Annotated in this window: 18 protein-coding genes; 7 read left to right on the forward strand and 11 right to left on the reverse strand. The window is 38.4% G+C overall.

All coding sequences use genetic code 11. The annotated features are described in order from the left end of the window. Positions 1–21: 21 nt before the first annotated feature. From OK18_RS13890 to OK18_RS13915, 6 genes are read right to left on the reverse strand one after another with little or no spacing between them, the layout of a single operon-like run. Positions 22–399, reverse strand: a complete 378-nt coding sequence (locus OK18_RS13890; RefSeq protein WP_053328360.1) for a GxxExxY protein — start codon at positions 397–399, stop codon at positions 22–24. Positions 400–447: 48 nt separating this feature from the next. Continuing rightward, positions 448–2,574 carry a S9 family peptidase gene (locus tag OK18_RS13895; protein WP_053328361.1) on the reverse strand — a complete coding sequence of 709 codons (2,127 nt, stop codon included), beginning with the start codon at positions 2,572–2,574 and terminating at the stop codon, positions 448–450. Positions 2,575–2,605: 31 nt separating this feature from the next. Continuing rightward, on the reverse strand, positions 2,606–2,953 hold the full coding sequence (locus tag OK18_RS13900; protein ID WP_050021497.1) for a TerB family tellurite resistance protein: 348 nt from the start codon (positions 2,951–2,953) through the stop codon (positions 2,606–2,608). Positions 2,954–2,960: 7 nt separating this feature from the next. Further along, complete coding sequence (locus OK18_RS13905) at positions 2,961–3,641, reverse strand: DUF6058 family natural product biosynthesis protein (protein ID WP_128572408.1); 681 nt, start codon at positions 3,639–3,641, stop codon at positions 2,961–2,963. Between the two features lie 9 nt (positions 3,642–3,650). After that, positions 3,651–4,766 (reverse strand): BT_3928 family protein, encoded by a 1,116-nt coding sequence (locus OK18_RS13910; protein ID WP_053328362.1) that lies wholly within the window; start codon positions 4,764–4,766, stop codon positions 3,651–3,653. A gap of 1 nt (position 4,767) precedes the next feature. Further along, on the reverse strand, positions 4,768–5,334 hold the full coding sequence (locus tag OK18_RS13915; protein ID WP_053328363.1) for a DUF1599 domain-containing protein: 567 nt from the start codon (positions 5,332–5,334) through the stop codon (positions 4,768–4,770). A gap of 237 nt (positions 5,335–5,571) precedes the next feature. Here OK18_RS13915 and folP point away from each other — a divergent pair, with 237 nt between their 5' ends. The 7 genes from folP to ilvA all read left to right on the forward strand — a co-directional run bounded on the left by folP (position 5,572) and on the right by ilvA (position 14,234). Beyond that, the gene (folP, locus tag OK18_RS13920; protein WP_053329376.1) at positions 5,572–6,420 is read left to right on the forward strand and encodes a dihydropteroate synthase; all 849 of its coding nucleotides are present in this window, start codon (positions 5,572–5,574) and stop codon (positions 6,418–6,420) included. Positions 6,421–6,778: 358 nt separating this feature from the next. Beyond that, positions 6,779–7,651 (forward strand): branched-chain-amino-acid transaminase, encoded by an 873-nt coding sequence (gene ilvE, locus OK18_RS13925; RefSeq protein WP_053328364.1) that lies wholly within the window; start codon positions 6,779–6,781, stop codon positions 7,649–7,651. Between the two features lie 366 nt (positions 7,652–8,017). Then, positions 8,018–9,697, forward strand: a complete 1,680-nt coding sequence (ilvD, locus tag OK18_RS13930; RefSeq protein ID WP_053328365.1) for a dihydroxy-acid dehydratase — start codon at positions 8,018–8,020, stop codon at positions 9,695–9,697. An 8-nt stretch (positions 9,698–9,705) separates the two neighbouring features. Beyond that, the gene (ilvB, locus tag OK18_RS13935; RefSeq protein WP_053328366.1) at positions 9,706–11,430 is read left to right on the forward strand and encodes a biosynthetic-type acetolactate synthase large subunit; all 1,725 of its coding nucleotides are present in this window, start codon (positions 9,706–9,708) and stop codon (positions 11,428–11,430) included. Between the two features lie 16 nt (positions 11,431–11,446). After that, positions 11,447–11,728: an ACT domain-containing protein gene (locus OK18_RS13940; protein WP_053328367.1), complete on the forward strand. Its 282-nt coding sequence runs from the start codon at positions 11,447–11,449 to the stop codon at positions 11,726–11,728. 186 nt (positions 11,729–11,914) lie between these two features. Then, positions 11,915–12,961, forward strand: a complete 1,047-nt coding sequence (gene ilvC, locus OK18_RS13945; protein WP_053328368.1) for a ketol-acid reductoisomerase — start codon at positions 11,915–11,917, stop codon at positions 12,959–12,961. A gap of 10 nt (positions 12,962–12,971) precedes the next feature. Next, positions 12,972–14,234 (forward strand): threonine ammonia-lyase, encoded by a 1,263-nt coding sequence (ilvA, locus tag OK18_RS13950; RefSeq protein WP_053328369.1) that lies wholly within the window; start codon positions 12,972–12,974, stop codon positions 14,232–14,234. Positions 14,235–14,420: 186 nt separating this feature from the next. Here ilvA and OK18_RS13955 read toward each other — a convergent pair whose 3' ends face one another. The 5 genes from OK18_RS13955 to OK18_RS13975 form a co-directional block, all read right to left on the reverse strand. Further along, positions 14,421–15,890, reverse strand: coding sequence for a M20/M25/M40 family metallo-hydrolase (locus OK18_RS13955; protein ID WP_053328370.1), 1,470 nt, complete (start codon positions 15,888–15,890; stop codon positions 14,421–14,423). A 9-nt stretch (positions 15,891–15,899) separates the two neighbouring features. Then, positions 15,900–16,136, reverse strand: coding sequence for a hypothetical protein (locus OK18_RS13960; protein WP_050021486.1), 237 nt, complete (start codon positions 16,134–16,136; stop codon positions 15,900–15,902). A gap of 75 nt (positions 16,137–16,211) precedes the next feature. After that, positions 16,212–18,608, reverse strand: a complete 2,397-nt coding sequence (locus OK18_RS13965) for a peptidase associated and DUF5686 domain-containing protein (RefSeq protein WP_053328371.1) — start codon at positions 18,606–18,608, stop codon at positions 16,212–16,214. Positions 18,609–18,820: 212 nt separating this feature from the next. Further along, complete coding sequence (locus tag OK18_RS13970) at positions 18,821–20,635, reverse strand: cytochrome-c peroxidase (RefSeq protein ID WP_053328372.1); 1,815 nt, start codon at positions 20,633–20,635, stop codon at positions 18,821–18,823. Positions 20,636–20,701: 66 nt separating this feature from the next. Continuing rightward, positions 20,702–22,180: an alkaline phosphatase PhoX gene (locus tag OK18_RS13975; RefSeq protein ID WP_053328373.1), complete on the reverse strand. Its 1,479-nt coding sequence runs from the start codon at positions 22,178–22,180 to the stop codon at positions 20,702–20,704. Between the last annotated feature and the right edge of the window lie 203 nt (positions 22,181–22,383).

Raw genomic sequence — 22,383 nt, forward strand, 5'->3', positions numbered from 1 at the left:
GATTGAGCAGATTAATTGTCATTATAAGTTATTTACAACTCTTTTTATATTGTCTAAAATATTGGAAGTATTAAAGTTAATTAACAGTCCCAATTTTTTATTTGATAACTTTAAATAAGTGTATAGCTGCTTATAATGAACGTTATCCAGCTCCTTTATTGATTTTAATTCTAAGATCACTTTGTCTTCTACTAAGATGTCAATTTTAAAATTAATATCAAACTTTTTGTTATCATAATATACTGGTAGTATTACCTCAGATTTAACATCTAAGCCATTTTCTTCTAATTCATAAATCAGGATTTTTTGATATACAGATTCAAGTAAACCAGGGCCTAATTGGTTATAAACATTGAAAACACACTTTCTTACGATATATGAAATTTCATTTTCTGTCATTAGAAAAATCTGCGAAATCTGCAAAATCTGCGAGCTGATATTCTTATATTACTGATTTATCCCTTCCAGTTTAAACATGAACGCATACACCAAAGCAATATCCTTCAGGTAATCAAACCTTCCGGAAGCCCCGCCATGACCATAATCCATATCGGTTTTTAATAATAATACATTGTTGTCGGTTTTCATATCCCGTAATTTGGCAACCCATTTGGCCGGCTCAAAATACTGTACCTGGGAATCATGCAGACCTGTTGTTACCAATAGATTGGGGTAATTCTTTTTCTCTATATTTTCATAAGGAGAATAAGACTTCATATAGAAATAAGCCTCTTTGTTACCGGGATTTCCCCACTCATCATACTCGTTGGTTGTTAATGGAATACTGGCATCCAGCATGGTATTCACAACATCCACAAAAGGGACCTGTGAGATTACCCCATTCCAAAGATCAGGACTCATATTGATTATTGCTCCCATTAAAAGGCCTCCGGCGCTTCCTCCTTGGGCATACAAATGTTTTGGAGAAGTATATTTTTCTTTAACCAGATATTCCCCGGCATCAATGAAATCAGTAAAAGTATTTTTCTTTTTCATCATTTTACCGTCTTCATACCACTGCCTTCCCATTTCCTGACCTCCGCGGATATGGGCAATGGCATAGGCAAAGCCCCGGTCCAGCAGACTGAGCCTGTTACTGTTGAATGTAGCATCCATTGAACTTCCGTATGAGCCGTAAGCATACAGCAATAACGGGCTGTTACCATCCTTTTTGAATCCTTTCTTGTAAACGATTGAAATAGGAATCCGGGTTCCGTCTTTCGCTGTGGCAAAAAGTCTTTCAGTGGTATAATTGGTTCTATTATAACCTCCCAGAACTTCCTGCTGCTTCAAAAGGGTTCTTTTTCCCGTTTTTAAATCCTGTTCAAATTGTGAACTGGGAGTAATCATGGAAGTATAGCCGAAACGGAAGTTGTCTGTATTGTATTCAGGGTTACCGGATGGATATACGGTATATGTAGGTTCATCAAACTTTAAAAATTCTTTTTTTCCCGTTTTCCTGTCATAAATCACCAATTGGGAAAGACCGTTTTGTCTTTCACTGAATACCAGGTAATTCTTAAATTCAGAAATCCCCTGTATCAGAACATCTTTTCTGTGTGGAATAAAATCCTTCCAGTTTTCAACTTCTGTTTTGTTTAATGGGGCTTCCACAACCTTAAAATTAAGGGCATCCTTATTGGTGGTGATTAAAAATTTATCCTCCAATGGAGTCACTTCATAAAGGACATCCTTCATTCTCGGCTGAAAAACCTTGAAAGTCCCGTTGGGATCATCAGCGTCCAGATATCTTGTTTCAGAAGAAGTGGTAGACTGCGAATCAATCATGATGAATTTCTGATTCTTGGATTTGCCAACTCCAATATAATTGGTTTTGTCTTTTTCTTCGTACACAAGAACATCTTTAGCAGCATCCGTTCCTAGAGTGTGTCTGAAAATCTTTTCCGTTAAGAGGGTTTCAGGATTTTTAGAGGTATAGAAGATGGTTTTATTATCATTGGCCCATGTTGCAGATCCTGTAGTATTTTTAATTCCAAGGTCCGTTGTTTTCCCGGTGGACAAATCTTTTAAAAATAGTTTATATTGCCTCCTTGAAACGTCATCCACGCCATAGATCATTTTGGTATTGTCCGGGCTGATGCTGAATCCTGATGCGGAATAATAAGGATGTCCTTCAGCCAGTTGATCCACGTCCAGCAAAATTTCTTCCGGTGCGGTAAGGCTTCCTTTTTTTCTGCAGTACTTGAAATATTGTTTTCCCGCTTCTGTCCTGCTGTAATAATAATACCCGTTTTTAAATACAGGAACAGATTCATCCTTTTCCTTGATTCTGGCTTTCATCTCCTGGAAAAGCTTTTCCCTGAAAGACTCGGTATCTTTCATCATGGCCTCCCAATACTTGTTTTCTGCCTTTAAATACTCAACGACTTTAGTAGAGTCTCTTCCTTTTTTGAAATAATCAATCATCCAGTAATAAGGATCATTGACCTTATCACCGTGTATATCCCTTATATGTTCCTGCTTTTCTGCAACAGGAGCTTTCAGATCCGGAAATTTCTGAGACTGGAATGTAGCTGTACTCATTACTAATAATCCTAAATAAATTTTTTTCATGGTAGAGAGTTTAGTGATTTGGGATGGCTGATTATAATCCCCACAGATTTTTCAGAAGAACATAAAAAGTATGTTCTTCCTCAGTTACTTTATGATCTGCTTTGATTAATGATTTCGCAAATTTTACAAATTTTACGCGTTCCTCTTCCGTAGAATCATCATGGAAACATCTGGCGTGAAATTCAAAATGATCTTTCCATTCCTCAGGTTGTAGTAAAGCAAGGATTTCCAGCTCATTATCAAGATTCATTCGGAATGGAAATTCATCCGCTAAATATTGTTGTACCAGCATTCCTTCTTCAGGGGCAAATTCTCCGTCTACGGAAGAAAGGATCATTAACAGGTGATAGCCGGCGATAGATTTATTTGATTTTTGCATAATTGTTTTAATATTTCTTTACTAAATAATCTAAATTATTGTTTTCTAATATTTTATCAAGATATTTTCCTCTGCTGCTTGAATCTCTCTGATAAGGGGCAAATCGGTTGGCCACTTCATTGAATTCATCATTCAGCCTGAGTAATTCTTCAATTTCGTTTGTATTAAGAGGTTTTTGAGAAAATTCGGTATTGAATTGCATCAGTTTTTTTACAGCAATTTCCTTTTTTACAATTTCTTCCTCGGTTGAGTTCAGAGTACAGATTCCATATATTCCTTCACAATAGGCATTCCATTCGCTTTCAAAAACTTCATTGAGCTTTTCCTGGTCCGGAGATTCATTGCTGAAAATATTGTGATAAGCAAAATTCTTATCAGGATGGCGCATTAAAAGCTGGCTGAATTTTTCTTTAAATTCTGCCTTATATTGCCGGCTGTCTTTTAACTCCTTATTCTTTTCAACTATTGAAATGCAGCTTTTGCTGAAGTACCTTTCTGCTATTTCACTCTGAAATTCATCCTTAAGAGGAGAAGTGATCTTTATACTGCGGGTAACGGTATAGGAAGCGTCGGGAACCAGTTGATTTTGGATAAGTCCTGATAGATCATCTTTTGTGATGCCTGTTATGCTGCATAATTTTTCTTCCGTAATATAATTCTTATTAATATATTCAAAATTTTGTTCCATACCTTTCATCTATTTGACATAATCTTTTGCAGGTTGCTTATCTACAATTTTTCCATTTTCCAGGATCAGTACAAAAGGGTTACTTCGCGCAATGGTTTTAATACCGGTCCCGTCCATCATTGCATTTTTGATGGTTTTAAAGGTGTTCGGATCCGTTGAAACTCCATAGATCAGTGCTCCTTTTTGGGCATTAACTTTTGCCTCTACTTTTTGAAGCAGGTCAGCAGGTACCTCTTTAGGATGGTAGGAGAATACAACGATAGCTTTGGGAGCATTAATAATTGATTCCGTAATTTCCGCTCCCGAAGGATCTTCAATTTTGAATTTCACAATCTCCGATTTGTAACCTTCTTTTACAAGGACAGATTCATTTTTCCCTTCCTCAATTTTCCATGGAGAGCCTTCTTCCCAATATTGGGTCTCTTTGATGTAATCATCCTGATTAACCTTTACAACTTCTCCTGTTTTCTGGTTTTTAAGAGAATAGAAGGTTTTATATTCGGAAGGATTTTTATTGATTTTTTCCTTTTCCGTTTTCAGATTGGTACCAATTTTATAATCCCGGAAGTCAATCAATGGCTCATGCATAATTCCCCGAGTCATAATGTAAATCATTACAAGAGAAAAAGCCCCTAAAATATAATATTTAAACTTCCCTGAAGATTCCTTTCTGTCATTGTTATATCCATATGAATCCTTTTTACGGAATTCTTTTTTGTAGAGTATAAACAAAATAATAAGTCCGGCCAGAAGAACAATATCCTTGATGAAGCTTTGCCATGGAGTAAATTTAATAGCATCACCAAAACATCCGCAATCAGTAACTACATTGAAGTAAGCAGAATAGAAGGTGAGGAACCCAAAGAAAATACAAAGCACGATTAAGGCTGATAAGGTAAATTTAAGCTTTAATTTAAGCAGCAGCATAAATCCAAGGAAAAGTTCCAACATAACAACAATAATTGAAAACAGCAGCGCAAATTTTTCAAAAAATGGCATATTGAAAACAGCAGGCGAAAAATATTCTTCCATTTTGAAAGAAAAACCTACCAGATCCACAGCTTTTACAAAGCCGGACAGGATAAAAATAACTGCAATAATAAAGCGTAATAAACCTTTGATCATATTAAATAGTTTTGGGTTCGAATTGGTTTTCTTTTTCAGAGAACTTGATCAGGCAGAAAACAGCGTAATTCAGCATATCGAAATAGTTGGCATCCAGGCCTTCAGAAACAATTGCCTGCCCCTGGTTGTCTTCAATCTGTTTCGTTCTCAATACTTTTTGATAAATAAGATCAGTAATGGAAGATATTCTCATATCTCTCCATGCCTCACCATAATCATGATTTTTTCTTTCCATTAAAGCTTTTGCTTCGCTGGCATATTTATCGTAAAGGACTAAAATTTCCTCCTTATTTTCATTAAAATCATTGGAAAAGCCTTTCTCAAGTTGGATAAGCCCGATAATAGAATAGTTGACAATGGCAATAAATTCATCTTCTTCACTTTCATCCACCATCTTTTTATCGGTCATCTGAAGGGTACGGATTCTATTGACTTTGATATAAATCTGGTCCGTAATGGAACTGGGCCTCAACACCCTCCATGCTGCCCCATAATCCTGCAGCTTTTTACTGAAAAGATCACGGCACTGACTGATAATTTTCTCGAATTGTACTGACGTTTTTAGCATAAAATTTCTTAATCTTCCAAATATACGAATTAGGTTTTAGATTTTTAAATTTTTAGAGTTATAGGAATAGGAGAGCATATCTGACGAGTTTCCTCCCATAATTATGAGGCTTCAAAGCGAAAAAATAAAATGGTGGATGATCTTGAAATATGTTGTGCAGAAATACATCGTACAAATTCTTAATTTTGCAGTACATAAACATTCACCTATTATAACCTAATGCTGTCAGACACTCAAATGCTAACTCGTTCAAATGCTCCTGCGTATTCCATCAACTGTAATGGCAGGCTGGTACAACTTGATATTCCGAAAATCATGGGAATCCTTAATCTGACTCCGGATTCGTTCTCCGATGGTGGAAAATTCAACAATGAGAATTCAGCGTTGAAACATGCAGAAAAACTGGTGAAAGAGGGTGCAGAAATTATTGATATCGGACCACAGTCTACACGCCCTCATGCTGAATTTTTAAGCAGCAGGGAAGAGATAAGAAGAATAGGAAACACCATCTCCCGGATTAAAAAAGAATTTCCGGAAATATTGATTTCCCTGGATACTTTTTATGCTGAAACAGTAAGATTCGGATATAACGAAGGAGTTGATATAATCAACGATATTTCAGGAGGGCAATATGACGAAAAAATGTTTGATACAGCAGCAGAAACAAAACTTCCTTACATTTTAATGCATATAAATCCGTCCTATGAAACCATGCATGATAAAATCAGATTTGAGGATATTACTTTGGAAGTTAACCGCTATTTTTCCAAAAAGGTACATGATCTCTTACAGAAGGGAGTAAAAGATATCATCCTTGACCCTGGTTTCGGGTTTGGAAAAACAGTTGAAGACCAGATGAAAATGATTCATGAAGTTGAATATCTTGGTTTTGAAAGATTTCCTTTATTAATAGGAATTTCCAGAAAATCATTTATCTATAAACCTCTTGGAAAATCTCCTTTGGATATCAACGAAGAGACACAAAAACTCCATATGAAAGTTTTGGAACAAGGCGCTAAGATTGTAAGAGTTCATGATGTAGCTGAAGCCAGGGAAACTCTCATGCGATTTTTGCAGAAAAAATAAAAAGTGTTAAAAAAACTTGTGAGTAATTAAAAAGTTTATACATTTGCAACATGAATTTTGTAAATCAAAAAAATATTGTCATTTCTATTATTGCTGTTGTCATTAACAACAGTAAGGAAACGGCATTTTAAAATAGATTTTAATTTAAATTATATACAGGCCGTTTCATTTTGAAACGGCTTTTTTTGTCTTAACTTTTATACAGTAATTATGTTTCAGATATTAGCAGTAATTATTATCGTCATTATTATTCCCTTGCGTCTGTGAGAAGGAATGTGTATGACTGTACATATATGAGCCCTCTCACAGCGTGAGAGGGCTTTTTTTATTCATTTTTAATTTATTAAACCACTATAATATGTATTACAACGACGACACGGTCATCTATTTTGATGGAAATTTTATGAAGGCAAAAGAAGCCGGGATGGATCTTTACGGGCAATCTCTTCATTACGGATATTCCGTTTTTGAAGGAATAAAATCTTACAGTACAGATCATGGAACCAGAATTTTTAAGGCTAAAGAACATTATGAAAGATTAAAAAGATCAGCCGAACTAATGCATATTCCGTTTGATTATTCGGTGGAAGAACTTACTGGCCTTACCTACGATTTGTTGGAACGAAACGGGTTATCAGATGCTTACATTCGTCCGTTAGTTACTTGCTCACCCAATATGTCCCTTTCAAAAGGGCAAAAGTCTTATCTCTCTTTACTCGCCTGGGAATGGAATAACGGTTATCTGGCTGATAAAATGAAGGTCATGACTTCAGAATTCCAGCGGCCTAATCCTAAAGCTTTTAAGGTGGAAGCCAAAGTAGGAGGACATTATGTGAATTCTATCCTGGCCTGTCAGGATGCCAGGGACAAAGGCTATGATGAAGCTTTGGTACTGGATGAAAACGGAAATGTTGCAGAGAGTTCGGGAGCCAATGTTTTCTATGAAAAAGACGGTGTCTTATTCACCCCGGACAAAGGGAGCATCCTTCCGGGTATCACAAGGCAAACGGTTATGGAAATCTGCGATCAGCTTGGTATTCCTGTAAAAGAAACATTTTTTAAGCCGGAGGAAATGCGTGGTGCTGATGCTGGCTTTTTCTGTGGTACAGCTGCCGAAATCGTTGCACTGGAGTCCCTGGATGATGTTCCTTTTACCAGAAACTGGGAAGATACAGCAAGCAGAAAAGTCCAACAGGCGTATTTGAAACTTGTAAGAGTTTTGTCATTGTAAATTTTAATTATTTAAATAATTGATTATCAGTATAATGTAATCCTTTTTTGAACGATTGGATATTGTAATTTTCAGAAATGTTGAAAATAAAAAAATATTACAAGCTGTAGTTTTGAACCAGAATTAAACCATAGGCTTCATTTATAAGTCCGGAAATTAAATATTTAATATTCCATTGAAGGATGGAAATTGTTTTCCGGAAATAAATTCAATACTAAAAAAGAACTGATTATTGTTAAAGCATATGATGAGCTAGGGATTGGAAATATTGATTGAATGTATGATTTTCCATCACAAACAGAATTTTAGGGATAACAATACCCGTAAACAGGATTAAAAAAATGAGAATAAAAAAAGAAGGATAATATGTTAAATAAATATTCAAAAACATTTACCCAAAACAGAGAACAACCCGCAGCAAAAGCAATGTTGTATGGGATAGGCTTTACAGAAGAAGATATGCATAAAGCCCAGATCGGGATTGCCAGCATGGGATATGACGGGAATACATGCAATATGCACCTGAATGATTTAGCTAAAGTAGTAAAAAGAGGAACCTGGGATCACGGACTGGCTGGATTAATCTTCAATACCATTGGTGTAAGTGACGGAATGAGCAACGGAACAGACGGGATGCGGTATTCCCTGGTAAGCCGTGACGTGATAGCAGACAGTATTGAAGCCATCTGCGAAGCTCAATATTATGATGGAGTGATCGCTTTGCCGGGATGTGATAAAAATATGCCCGGAACCATTATCGCGATGGGCAGGCTGAACAGACCGTCGATCATGGTATATGGCGGAACCATAGCTCCGGGATGCTATAAAGGAGAATCCCTCAATATTGTTTCAGCTTTCGAGGCGTTGGGAAAGAAGATTGCAGGGGAAATTTCAGAAGAAGACTTTGATGGAGTGATTAAAAATTCCTGTCCCGGAGCCGGAGCCTGCGGCGGAATGTATACAGCCAATACAATGGCTTCAGCAATAGAGGCATTGGGAATGAGTCTGCCATACTCTTCATCCAATCCTGCACTAAGCAAAGAAAAAGAAAATGAATGCCTGGAAGCAGGAAAATATCTGAAAATTTTGCTGGAAAAGGATATTAAGCCATCAGATATTATGACCCGGAAAGCATTTGAAAATGCCCTTCGCCTGATTATCATTCTCGGAGGAAGTACCAACGCCGTTCTCCATTTTATAGCAATGGCTAAAAGTGTAGGAGTTTCTGTAACCCAGGATGATTTTCAAAAAATGAGTGACTGTACTCCGGTACTGGCAGATCTGAAACCCAGCGGAAAGTACCTGATGCAGGATTTGCATGAACATGGCGGTACACCTGCTGTAATGAAGTATTTACTGGAACAGGGATTACTACATGGAGATTGTCTGACGGTTACCGGAAAGACACTGGCAGAAAACCTGAAAGATATCCCCAGCCTGGATTTCGAAAAACAAAAAATTATAAAACCTCTCTCGGAACCGGTAAAAGAAACAGGACACCTGAGAATATTATATGGAAACCTTGCGGAAAAAGGTAGTGTAGCCAAAATAACCGGTAAAGAAGGAGAGCGGTTTGTAGGAAAAGCCCGAGTATTTGACGGAGAGAAAAATCTGATCAGGGGAATTCAGGATGGTACCGTACAGCATGGAGATGTAATTGTTATCCGCCATGAAGGCCCCAAAGGAGCTCCGGGAATGCCGGAAATGCTGAAGCCCACCAGTGCCCTGATAGGTGCCGGATTAGGAAGCAGTGTTGCTTTAATTACCGATGGTCGCTTTAGTGGAGGAACGCATGGTTTTGTAGTGGGACATATTACTCCCGAAGCCCACGAAGGCGGACTGATAGCTTTTGTGAAAGACAATGATCTTATTGAAATAGATGCTGTGAACAATACCATACAGCTAAAGGTTTCAGATGAAGAAATTACAAAAAGAAAAAAAGGATGGCAGAAACCTGATCTTAAGGTGAAAAAAGGACTGCTGTACAAATATGCAATGACCGTATCATCAGCCGCTGAAGGCTGTGTAACAGACGAAATCACTTAATAAAATATATGGAGAATCTGAATTTATCAGCAGAAAGAGAGCTTAGCGGGAGTAGGATCATCCTTGAATCCTTCCTGCAGGAAGGTGTTAAAACGGTTTTCGGATATCCCGGAGGTGCCATTATCCCTATTTATGATGCCCTTTATGATTACCAGGGAAAGCTTGAACATATCCTGGTACGCCATGAGCAGGCAGCAGTACATGCAGCACAGGGATTGGCAAGAGCATCAGGAGAAGTAGGCGTTGTACTGGCCACCAGCGGACCCGGAGCAACAAATCTTGTAACAGGACTGGCAGATGCTTTACTGGATAATACCCCTCTGGTATGCATCACAGGCCAGGTTTTCGAGCACCTGCTGGGAACTGATGCCTTTCAGGAAATTGATGTGATAAATATTACAAGTCCCGTAACCAAATGGAATTACCAGGTAGCAGATGCCCATGAGCTACCTGAAGTTTTAGCCAAAGCATTTTATATAGCAAAATCCGGCCGTCCGGGTCCGGTATTGATTGATGTTACCAAAAATGCCCAGCTGCAGCATATTTTGTATCAGGGTTATAGGCCTTGCCATACACTGAGAAGCTATAAGCCGGATCCTGTTCCGGATATGGAAAGAATCAGCCAGGCAGCTGAGATGATTAACCGGGCGGGAAAACCATTCATTATTGCCGGGCAGGGAATTATGCTGGGAAAAGCAGAACAGGAATTTTTAGAATTTGCTGAAAAATCAGGGATTCCCGTTGCCTGGACGGTATTGGGAATGGGGGTAATCCCTACGGATCATCCACAGGCGGTTGGGATGGTAGGGATGCACGGAAATTATGGTCCCAATGTCCTTACCAATGAATGCGATGTCCTGATTGCAGTGGGAATGCGTTTCGATGACCGTGTTACGGGAAGGTTGGATGAATATGCTAAACAGGCAAAAATTATTCACCTGGATATTGATAAGGCTGAGATCAATAAGAATGTAAAGGCAGATGTGCCTGTCCTTGGGAATTGTAAGGAAACATTACCTCTGCTTACTCTTCTGATACAGGAAAAACAATACAGGTCCTGGCATCAAAAATTTAAAGAGTGTTTTGAAATTGAAAGTACAACCTTGATTAATAAAGAGTTATATCCGTTGGAGGGAGAGATTACCATGGGAGAAGTCATCCGGTATCTTAATGAGATAACAGCCGGTGAGGCTATTATTGTAACCGATGTAGGACAGCATCAGATGATCACCTGCAGATATTCCCGGTTTAATCATCCCCGGACTAATATTACCAGTGGGGGATTGGGAACGATGGGATTTTGCCTTCCGGCTGCCATAGGAGCTGCCTATGCTGTAAACAAGCGCCCCGTTATCGCAGTAATGGGAGATGGAGGAGCGCAGATGAATATCCAGGAGTTGGGAACCATTATGCAGTACCATTCTGATGTGAAAATTTTAATTCTTAATAATGGTTACCTGGGAATGGTAAGGCAATGGCAGGAGCTGTTTCATGAAGAAAGATATTCGTCTGTTGATATCCAGAGTCCGGATTTTGTTCAGGTAGCAAAGGGATATGAAATTCAGGGAAGGAAAGTAGCTCAGAGGGAAGAGCTGAAAGAGGCGCTTCATGAGATGCTTGATCATAAGGGAGCTTTTCTTCTGGAGGTAATGACAGGAAAAGAGCACAATGTGTTTCCAATGATTCCCCAGGGGAAAAGTGTTTCGGAAATTGTATTACAGCATAAAGTTTAAAACAAAAAAGAAAAAAATGAGAACAGAACATAAAGAATATACCATAACGGCATATACAGAAGATTATTTAGGTTTGATCGGCAGGATCAATGCTATTTTTTCAAGAAGAAGGATTTCTATGGTGAATTTCAATGTAGGTCCTTCCGAAATGGAGCGCATTAAAAAATTTGTAATTGTCATCAGGGAAACGGAAGAATCGGTTCAGAAGATTACCCGGCAAATGGAGAAACAGGTAGATGTACTGGAGGTTCATTATCATAAAAATCCCCATCTCACAACCATGGAATATGCCAGTTAAATGTAAAAATAAAACTGTTAGCAGAACCCTAAAAACATTAACATTTAAGATACAGTAAATAGCAGGTTTCATGGATGCCAGGCTTATGTGAGCTTGTTTGTTGTATGAGATCCTGACCTTAAAAGAATTAAGTGTTTTAAACAAAACTTACATAAAAAAATAATATAATAATTAAAATCAAGAAAGATGGCAAAATTGAATTTTGGCGGAGTTGAAGAAAACGTAGTAACAAGAGAAGAGTTTCCCCTGAAAAAAGCTCAGGAAGTGTTAAAAAATGAAGTAGTAGCCGTAATCGGATATGGAGTGCAGGGGCCTGGTCAGGCTCTTAACCAGAAAGACAACGGAATTAATGTCATTGTTGGACAGAGGAAAAACTCGAAATCCTGGGATAAAGCAGTAGCAGACGGATTTGTTCCCGGAGAAACTTTATTTGAAATTGAAGAGGCATTGGAGAAAGGAACAATCATCTGTTATCTGTTAAGTGATGCCGCACAAATTGAATACTGGCCTAAAGTAAAACAACATCTTAGCCCGGGAAAAGCTTTGTATTTTTCTCATGGTTTCGGAATTACGTTTAATGAGCGCACGGGAATTGTTCCTCCTGCGGATGTTGATGTTTTCCTGGTAGCCCCTAAAGGTTCAGGAACCTCGTTGAGAAGAATGTTTCTTCAGGATAGGGGGCTGAACAGCAGCTTTGCCGTGTACCAGGACGCTACGGGGAAAGCAAGAGAAAGAGTAACCGCTTTGGGAATTGCCATAGGAAGCGGATATTTATTTGAAACGGATTTCAAGAAAGAAGTATACAGCGATCTGGCAGGGGAAAGAGGAACGCTGATGGGCGCTGTACAGGGAATATTTGCAGCTCAGTATGATGTTTTGAGAAAAAACGGACACAGCCCTTCCGAAGCGTTTAATGAAACCGTAGAAGAGCTGACGCAATCATTAATGCCATTGGTTGCAGAGAACGGAATGGATTGGATGTATGCGAATTGCAGTACTACTGCCCAGCGAGGGGCATTAGACTGGTGGAAACGTTTTAGAGACGCTACTTCTCCTTTGTTTGAGGAACTTTATGACAATGTAGCGAAGGGAAATGAAGCCCAGCGGTCCATTGACAGCAATAGCAAACCGGATTACAGGGAAAAATTAGAAGCTGAGCTCGCAGAGCTAAGAGAAAGCGAAATGTGGCAGGCAGGCAAAACCGTCCGAAGCCTCAGACCCGAAAACAATTAATATACGGAAAATGGTGAAAGAGGAAATAGGAACATCTGTTCCGGAGGGTGTCTATCAGGCAGGGGAAAGGCTGAAAGGAGTTATTGTAAGAACTCCTTTGGCCGTTAATTATAATCTTTCTAATCTCTACAAAGCCAATATCAGCTTTAAAAGGGAAGATCTTCAGCAGGTAAGATCATATAAAATCAGGGGAGCTTATAATAAAATGGCTACCATGCCCCCAAAAGAACTTGAAAAAGGAGTGGTTTGTGCAAGTGCTGGAAATCACGCCCAGGGAGTAGCTTTCGCATGCAATAAGATGAAAGTGAAAGGGACTATTTTCATGCCTTTGCCTACTCCCGGCCAAAAACTGGAACAGGTGAAAATGTTTGGCGGCCATTATATTGATGTCGTACTGTATGGAGATACCTTTGATGAAGCTAAAGATGCTGCGATGAGGTTTTGCCAGGATCATAGCAGGGTGTTTATTCATCCCTTTGATGATCCTGCCATCATAGAAGGACAGGCTACTGTGGCCCTGGAAATACTGGAACAGGCTGTCCGGCCTGTAGATTATCTTTTTGTACCCGTAGGAGGAGGTGGCCTGGCTGCAGGAGTATGTTCGGTATTTAAGGAATTGTCTCCGGAAACAAAAATCATAGGAGTGGAACCTTCGGCAGCAGCTAGCATGAAAAAAGCCCTGGAAAAAGGAAAACCTGTCCTTCTGGAAAAAATAAGCCGGTTTGTGGATGGTGCAGCCGTCCAGAAAGTGGGAGATCTTACTTTTAATTCTTGCCGGAATGTATTATACGATATGGCTACTGTAGACGAAGGACTGGTGTGCGAAACCATCCTCTCGTTGTACAACAAAGATGCAATTGTGGTAGAGCCTGCAGGAGCGCTTTCTGTGGCTGTACTGAATAAATATAAGGAAGAAATCCAGGGGAAAAATGTAGTATGTATCATCAGTGGAAGCAATAATGATATTACCCGTATGGAAGAGATTAAAGAGAAAGCCCTTTTATATGCAGGATTGAAGCACTACTTCCTGGTCAGGTTTCCACAACGTCCCGGAGCTTTGAAAACTTTTGTAATGGATGTTCTGGGACCTGATGATGACATCACTTATTTTGAGTATACCCAGAAAAACTCAAAAGAAAAAGGAATTGCCGTTGTAGGAATTGCCCTGAAACAAAATAATGATTTCCCACCATTGATTGAGAAAATGAAAAAATATGATTTTTTTGTCAATTACCTGAATAATGATCCTTCTTTAATGAACCTTCTTATTTAGGATAGAAGACTGGAAGCAGAAGTTACTTTTTATTCTTTTGTTTCCAGATAAAAGTACATTTTTGTTAAACAGTCTTGCTGATCAAATAGATTACGATGATTTTTTAGTTTCAATCCGGTGAGTTTAGTTTTGATTCTGAAAACACAATGATGAAAAAGCTTCACAAATTTTTGTGAAGCTTTTTATTTATCGTTCAAGTGAAAAGTTGGCTATAACTTTCGGACGTCCGGTCTCGTTGGCTACTTTCCAGGATGTTCTGTACATCCATTCGGTCATTTTATACAGTTTTTTGTAGTTGATGTTTTCAGATTCATCCTGTGGGGTATGGTACTGGTCATGAAGTACGCTGGTGAAAAAGATAGCAGGGATACCCATTTTAGCATAAGGAAGATGATCACTTCTGAAATAAAAATACTCAGCATGGTTAGGGGAATCCCAATCCTTCAGGTATTTAAATTTTGTACTTTCATTATTAGCCTCTTCCGCCATTTTTACCAGTTCTTCTGAATTTTTATGAGGAGCGTTTCCTCCCAGTAAAGCTGCTTCATCATTATTGTTTCTTCCAATCATATCCCCATTCAGAACGGCTACAATTTTTTCCCTGGGTACTACAGGATGGGCGGCATGCCACCGCGACCCCAGTAAACCTCTTTCTTCAGCACCATGAAAAACGAACAGAATGCTTCTTTTACCCGGCTGCTTTTTATAAGCTCTTGCCATTGCCAGCATGGCTACACAAGTACTGGCATTATCATCAGCGCCATTATAGATCGTATCGTTTTTTACAGGATGTCTGATTCCGTCGTGATCCTGGTGTCCGCTAAGCAAAACATATTCATTTTTAAGGACGGGATCGGTTCCTTCTATTTTACCAATGATATTAACGGAAGGGTATTTATAAGTTTCGGTGGTCAGGGTCAGGGTAACTTTCGGATTATTTTTTACCCAATCTGTATTTTCCTTTTTGATCCACAGCACAGGAATATTGTTGGTGATTTTTTCTCTCAAACCTTCTACTCCGTAGCTGCCTCTTGTCATCTGGGGAAGCACTTCCGGCCAGCTTTTTTCAGAAATATCATCGGTAATGAAGATAATGGCTTTTGCTCCCAGTTCATAGGCTTTATTGTAGTATTTTGTCCGTACAAAACCGGGATACCTTCTTATAAAAAGGGTCATTTCCTTTTCGATATTTTTATCGGAAGCATTCACAGCAAGAACCTTTCCTTTGATATTGAGCTGGGATAGGTCTTCAGGTTCGGTATTTCCGGCATACACCACCTCTGCATCCACAGAAGCATTCACCGGTTCCGCAACAAGGAAATCTTTCCATAGCTTCAGATTATTATTTCCGATTTTCAGGCTGCTTTGGGGGGTAATCTGATGCCTGTACATTTCAAAAAACTGGAAAAAAGTACCATTATCACCAGCAGGTTGCATTCCGGCTTCTTTGGCTTTGTCAGCAAGCCACATCGAAACTTTTAATTCATCCAGTGTGCCGGCTTCCCTTCCCCAGAACTGGTCTGCTGCAAGCTCATACATATCTTTCCGCAGATCGGCCTCCTTAATGGCAGAAACCAAAGGTTTTTTATAGTTTTGGGCATTTCCGAAACTGAATAAAAGAAAACTCAGCAGCGAAAAAATATAGTGTTTATTCATCAGAAATTTTTAATTAAAGTTAGCCAACTTTTCTGAAAATTGTTTTGAAAACTCTTTCCGGTCTTCTTCCAGCTTTTCAGTAGTGGAAGGTAAAATATAATTGAAAAGGATTTTTTCCTCATGATCTAAAAAAATGATTTCTTTTTCATTTCCGTCGATCATTTGTGAGAAAATTGCCCACATGGAAGTATCTTTCAACTTTAATAACTCAAAAAATTGTTCTGCTTTTATTTCGATTTTCTGCATTTTATTATATTTTATCGTTGATTTTAAAAATGGTTTTAAACTGGATCTTTTTTATTTCTCTGGAAAAATCAGAGCTTAAAATTCTAAAAATTTCAATTTAAACTGGATGGCAAAATTTTGTTTGAAATTAGGGGTAGTATAATAACCTACCCTGTAAAACAACCCTAGATTGAAATAGCTCGAAAGGAAATTATTCCATTCCAGACCGACTTCCTGATAAAGATGGTTGAGCGGTTTGAACCTGAACTGATGGTACTCCGGATATTTCATATCTCCAATTGTTCCCCGCAATACAAAGTCGAAACTCGAAACATTATGGCCAAAGCTTTTGAAATACCATGGTAGCTTGTGGGTGAAATAGTAGGCCACAAATTTATCATTGTAGTATTTTCCGCCTTCCAGTGTTGCAAATCCCAGGAATGAAGTAAGGTTGAAATTGAAATCTTTACCGGGAGATGCCAGTCCGTTCATGGTAAAGTTTTTCCAGATCGGGGCCTCTCCGAATACCATTCCTCCATACAATCTGAATCCGGTTATTCCAAGCGGGGTTTTAAAGTTGTGAACAAAAAGGGCATCAAAACGTGAGTAATTGAAATTACCACCTAAAGTCCTGTAACTCTGTTCATAATTAAAATACAATTCCGGGTATTTCTGGTCAATCAGGGATTTTCCCTGCGGAGTCATAATATTGGTAGAATTCGGGGAATATTTTAAGGTAAACAGCGTATTGAAGTTTTTAAACGATGAACCTTCATCTTTAAACTGATAATCGAATTCCGCTTCCTCAATATTCCTTCTCAGGGCGAAAGCTAAGGTAAGCCCGTTGGTTACGTCATTCAGGTATGATAGCGAGGCTCCTTTAAAATGATAATACCGGTCATTATTAAGGTTATTCCCAAAATTGGCCATTCTCATTTTAAAATTCCAGAGTCTTCTGTAAAATTCACCGGAGGCCGTTACATCGTCGTAAAAATCAAATCTGAAAAACGAATTCTTTTCCAGAGTAGTTTTGATGTCTATTCCCATACCATATTTCCATCTCCGGTCTTTCACCCCGTAAGCAAAATAATAATCCGGAGAAAAATAAGGATTGAAATTTTCATTCACCTTAGCTTTTAATCCTAATCTGAATCCTTCGTAAGAGTTGTAATTAACTACTTCATCCACTGCAAAATCTACGGAGCCTACCCTGATTTGTCCATTCAGCAAACCGGAGAGTATCTGGGCTTTATTATCGATTTTATATTTTTTGCCTAAGCTGTCAATCGTTGTATAGGTATTGCGTTCCCTTTCGGTAAGCGGATCAGTCCTGTAATGTTCCAGAGAATGCCCGTCAATGCTCTTTACGGAAAAAGTATAGCCTTTGAAGTCCTTAGAACTTACCTCAATCGGAGATTCGAAGTCAAAGTATTTTGAAGTGAGGAAAGCGTAGGTGCCAAAGCTTTTTTTGTCTTTTTTGTTGAAACGGTCTTTGTCATCCATGGCCATTTTACCCATTTTAAGCTTTGCTTTCTCATGAGCAAGAAACCATTTATTATTGTAAAATATCCAGGTACTGGTGATAATTCCGTCGTTTTTGTTTTTACTGAAATTTTCAATTTTTTTGACTCCAAAGGTTTCGGTATCCACATAGATGGCACCATTGTATTTTCTTTTTCTGTCAGGGTTTTTATAATTCACTTCACGGAAACGGATGACAAAATTTTTCCTTCCGTCAAGTTCAACGGTATCAGAAAGAAAATAACGGTAAAGTCCCCTGTTTTCCTGTTTGATCTGTTCAGGAACAACATCCCTGTTACTTTGCTGCAGGGCAATCATTTCATAGATGGGTTGTTTCAGACCCGAAATTCTGTTGTCCAGGATATTAATTTTTTCACCATATTTTTTAGAATACAGGAATTCCTGGGCTCTTTCCCAAAGGAATAATTTACTTTTAGCGAAGATTTTTCTTGCAGTAATGTTGTTGAGTGAATCTTTTTCTCTCTTTTTCTTGAAAATGTTTAAATCATTAAAATATTCTTTGAACTGGGAAATGCTGTCCTCATCAATATCCAGAGAGATCTTCTCATAGGATTTGTATGAATATGAAGCTAAGCTTTTCGGAGAATTTTCTTTAAATAGCTGATTTACTTTCTTTAAAATTTCAAGAGCCCTGGGATCACTTTTATCTTCGATGACAACTGCTTCAATAGCCGTAGTTTTTGAAGTTTTTCTGAGCAGGGATATTTCCATACTGCTTTCTACATTGGCTGTTTCTTTCTGATAAGATTCAGCTTCAATAGTGATGGCTGTACAGGCAGCTTTAAATTCCAGAGTACCCTGAGCATTTGTATAGCCGAGAACCTTATTGTCACAAGACACTTTAGCATTGGGGACAGGCTTTTGGCTGACGTCATCAACAATTTTAATTTTTAATTGTGAATACCCCAGAAAAGATATCAAAAATAATAATAGCAGTAAACCCCTTTTCATGTAAAAAAACTAGGTCAAAATTAATGATATTTATTGTTTTGGAAAAGTTTTTTAACAGAGTATAACATTGATCTGACCTGATAATGAAGAAGTGGGACAAGGTTGGAAGCATGAAGCTGGGAGCGGGAAGATTATTACCCGCTTAAATAGCTGGTAAATTATCTTTGGCACCTGTTGCTGAAAATAACTTTCAGTTTTTTTCTCCCTGTTTTTTATCTGTCATCCAGAGCTTTCATAAACTCAATGATATCGTCAATTTCCTGGTTGGTAAGTTGTAAAGAAGTATCGGAGAGGGTTTGATTTTCAATTGTAAAACCTATACCTTTTCCACCACCTTTGTTATAAAAATCCATTACTTCCCTCAGGGTTTTATAGCCTCCGTTGTGCATGTAAGGTGCTGTTTTATTGATGTTTCTTAACGTTGGAGTTTTAAAGGAATGCTGTAATGAAGCCACCGTCTCATGAAACTTTCCTCTTCCCGGATCTTCATCAAATGTTTTGTTTTCCCCATTGACGGCCACGCCAAGCACTTCCTGTTCTGTTTTTTTGAAAACAGGAGGGACAGTTCCGTTAAACAAGGGAACAAAATGACAAATGGCACATTGCGCTTTTCCTACAAAAAGATTGAATCCCCGCTTCTGGCTTTCATTCATGGCAGATTTATTCCCCCGCATATAATGGTCAAAATCAGAATTGAATCCCGCTAATGAACGGATATAGCTCGCCAGCACATTCTGAAGCTGCCATACTTCGGTTTTCGGAGAGTGGTAGATCTTTTCAAAGGCTGATTGATATTCTTTATGCTGATTAATTTTTGCCAGGATCAGATTGAGGTCACCATGCATTTCTTCTTTATTGGAAATAACATCAGAGCTTTGCCCCTCAAGGTCATCTTTCCTCATATCCCAAAACTGCCCATGCTGGAATCCAGCATAATTCAGGGAAGGAGCATTTCGGGAAAGTTCTGAATTTTCCAGAGACATGGATTTAGGGAGACCGTCAGTAAAGGCTTTTTCAGGAATATGGCAGGTAGCACAGCTCCTGGTGTTGTTATTGGAAAGGATCTTGTCATTAAAAAGTTTCTTGCCAAGGGCGGCCTTTTCTTCAGAATATGCATATTCTTTTCCGGGAGTAAAAGCATCAGGATTGAATGCATTGATGGCAAAAAAAGTAGGTGCATTTTTATTCAAAGCAGTAGTCACTTCCACGTCCGGGATCTTTTCCTGTTTCTTGAATTCCAGGAGAAGGAATGTTATTTTGTTGAGATGATCAGGAATAAAATTGACGTAATCAAATGTATTTTTATCTGTGTTTTTCTTCAAAACGCCAATGGCTGAATTGATTTCTGAAATAATGCTTTTTAAGGCTTTATCTTTTGATTGTTCTGTGGAGATTTGCTGTAAAGTTTGCTTTACTCCTTCGAGGGAATAAGGCATTTCTTTTAAAAAAGTTCCTGAAACCGGAGTGTCAAATCCCGAAATTCCTAAGCTTGAGATCCGGAAAACTTCCAGCCTTAGGGCATCAAAAACCTGGTCTTTGCTGACCGTAATAGCTTCAAAATTAGTTTTGATCGTATTGCTTTTATTGATCAGTTTATTCAGGAATCTTATCACCTCTTCCTTATTGGTTTTATCATAAGGATAAAGCATTTCTTCCAGCACCTGTAATCCTTCCGCTTCTATCTCGGTATGTTCATCCATTTCTATTTCGGGAAGTGCAGGACCATTGATAAACCGGGCAGAGTGGGGAAGAAAGTACTCTACCGCCCATTCCATTTTTTTATAGGTTTTCCTTAACTCTTCAAATTTTTCCTGGAGGATCTTTTCATCCGTATTTTTTGATACGAGTGCAATCAGCCCTTTGATCTGTTTTTCAAACTCAGTATTGTTTCTGAGAATTTCATTTTTTACAGAACCCAGATCTTCGTAAACAGGCGAATATTTGTCACTTTTACAGTAAGAAAGAACAAAAAGAGCAATAGCAGAGTATAAAAACAGGAGAATAGGGTATTTTGAAAGCTTTTTCATGGGTATGAAAAAGTACCAACAGAAGTTTTTCTATTGATACTTTTGATTTTTATGGAGTAATTAAAATTATTTTTCTACGTTTCTGATAATAACAATCTGTCCTCCTTCTTTATTGGTATTGATACCCGATCCGTCAGGATTTTTGAATTTATCCGATTGCCATGTATGAGAATGGATATTTACCGAAAAAGTATTAGGAACACCAATGATATCTGAAATATCAACCATGGCCCCAAATTCCCATGAACCGAATTTCTGTAGGTCCCCGGACTGGTTATAAGCCGTCTGCCAGGCAGCATCATTTCTGTTGTGTTTCATGTTCAGCCACGGTTTATATTGTTTGGTTGCAATATTCAGCTGCCAGATGTAAGAATCATGGGCTGCCGCTTTGTAATATGAATCCCCGTCTTCCTGAATATAAACATAGTTTTCAGTAACACATAAATTATCCGGATTGATAAGATTGTGTCCCGGATTGGAATCTCCTTCAGCAACTACTTCAAGTTTTCCTGTCAGCATATTATTGGCATTAAGCACAAGCTTATAGACCCTTCCCCACATGGTTAAACCCGGTTTCGGATTCATTCCGTCAGAAGATTCTCCTGTAGCCGTAAAATAAATTTCCCTGCCTTTTCCTGCTCCTTTTCTGTAGTCAACATCTTCAACTCTTGAGAAGCGGATTGCATTATTATTGATGTTGGCCTGGTTGATCTGGGCTCCTGTAAGGTTTTTAGCATTTGGGATCTCAACAAACTCCACATCATAACTGTTTCCTTTCGTCATATCAGTTTCTGTATAATTATTGTTGGTTCTCTTCAAAGCGTATAATTTCCCGTTATCTAAATCTCCCTGTGTATTGGCAACATACATGATCAATTGTCCGGCAGACTGATGAGAAGAAGAATAAGATTGGTCTTCCCCGATAATGATATAAGATTTCCCGTTGGACACATCCTTAGGAAGCGGAACTGCATTTTCCATAGATGCCTTTCCTAAAGCCGGTTTTACCCTTGTTTTATCTGAAGCCTGGGAAACCGGAGCTAAAGGATTTAAAGCATGAACCATACTTTCTTCTCCTGATTCACCCGCTGTAAGAAAAGCACTGAAACCATGAATCTCGGGAGTAGCTAGTGTAGCAGAACATAACCTGGTCATTCCTCCCGTACCGTTAAGGATATATTCTCCTTTTACAGGTCTGAATGTTTTATCTAAATATACTCTTGATACCGATTGCTTGATCTCATGATTAGTGATCATCAGGTATCCGTCAGAGTTCGGATCTTTCATAATTCCCATCCCGTCCGGCTGACCTCCGAAAACAAAATCAGGAGATCCGGAAAGAACATCGGAGCTTGAAATAAGGGTGGTGATATTCAGGTTTTCAAAACCGGGCATTCCAAAAACGAAAGCCGGTTCTTTAGAAAAGTTTTCAAGCTTGATTTTATCATTAACCGGGTTGCTGCTGTCACCGTTATTATCATCATTACAGCCCTGAAAAAGGACAGTTGCAAATAATAAAGCACCAATAGTTTTGTTAATTTTCATAATTGTTTTTTTGAATTTCGATTAAGGCAAAACTAAAGGTCTAGTATTAACTGGGTTTTAATAAGACAAAACAAATAGTTTAAGATTAAGAGATGATTGTTAAGATAAGATCAATAATTAGAATGAATATAAATAAAAATCATTTTTAGTATATAAACAAAGCTCCGAAGATGTTGTAAAGACACATGGACACCCAAGGTTAC

Source organism: Chryseobacterium gallinarum, assembly GCF_001021975.1.
Taxonomy (GTDB): Bacteria; Bacteroidota; Bacteroidia; order Flavobacteriales; family Weeksellaceae; genus Chryseobacterium; species Chryseobacterium gallinarum.

Coding starts and splice junctions, on each gene's coding strand:
- OK18_RS13890 (WP_053328360.1), bottom strand. CDS start 399: ATGACAGAAAATGAAATTTCATATATCGTAAGAAAGTGTGTTTTCAAT.
- OK18_RS13895 (WP_053328361.1), bottom strand. CDS start 2,574: ATGAAAAAAATTTATTTAGGATTATTAGTAATGAGTACAGCTACATTC.
- OK18_RS13900 (WP_050021497.1), bottom strand. CDS start 2,953: ATGCAAAAATCAAATAAATCTATCGCCGGCTATCACCTGTTAATGATC.
- OK18_RS13905 (WP_128572408.1), bottom strand. CDS start 3,641: ATGGAACAAAATTTTGAATATATTAATAAGAATTATATTACGGAAGAA.
- OK18_RS13910 (WP_053328362.1), bottom strand. CDS start 4,766: ATGATCAAAGGTTTATTACGCTTTATTATTGCAGTTATTTTTATCCTG.
- OK18_RS13915 (WP_053328363.1), bottom strand. CDS start 5,334: ATGCTAAAAACGTCAGTACAATTCGAGAAAATTATCAGTCAGTGCCGT.
- folP (WP_053329376.1), top strand. CDS start 5,572: ATGCTAACTCGTTCAAATGCTCCTGCGTATTCCATCAACTGTAATGGC.
- ilvE (WP_053328364.1), top strand. CDS start 6,779: ATGTATTACAACGACGACACGGTCATCTATTTTGATGGAAATTTTATG.
- ilvD (WP_053328365.1), top strand. CDS start 8,018: ATGTTAAATAAATATTCAAAAACATTTACCCAAAACAGAGAACAACCC.
- ilvB (WP_053328366.1), top strand. CDS start 9,706: ATGGAGAATCTGAATTTATCAGCAGAAAGAGAGCTTAGCGGGAGTAGG.
- OK18_RS13940 (WP_053328367.1), top strand. CDS start 11,447: ATGAGAACAGAACATAAAGAATATACCATAACGGCATATACAGAAGAT.
- ilvC (WP_053328368.1), top strand. CDS start 11,915: ATGGCAAAATTGAATTTTGGCGGAGTTGAAGAAAACGTAGTAACAAGA.
- ilvA (WP_053328369.1), top strand. CDS start 12,972: ATGGTGAAAGAGGAAATAGGAACATCTGTTCCGGAGGGTGTCTATCAG.
- OK18_RS13955 (WP_053328370.1), bottom strand. CDS start 15,890: ATGAATAAACACTATATTTTTTCGCTGCTGAGTTTTCTTTTATTCAGT.
- OK18_RS13960 (WP_050021486.1), bottom strand. CDS start 16,136: ATGCAGAAAATCGAAATAAAAGCAGAACAATTTTTTGAGTTATTAAAG.
- OK18_RS13965 (WP_053328371.1), bottom strand. CDS start 18,608: ATGAAAAGGGGTTTACTGCTATTATTATTTTTGATATCTTTTCTGGGG.
- OK18_RS13970 (WP_053328372.1), bottom strand. CDS start 20,635: ATGAAAAAGCTTTCAAAATACCCTATTCTCCTGTTTTTATACTCTGCT.
- OK18_RS13975 (WP_053328373.1), bottom strand. CDS start 22,180: ATGAAAATTAACAAAACTATTGGTGCTTTATTATTTGCAACTGTCCTT.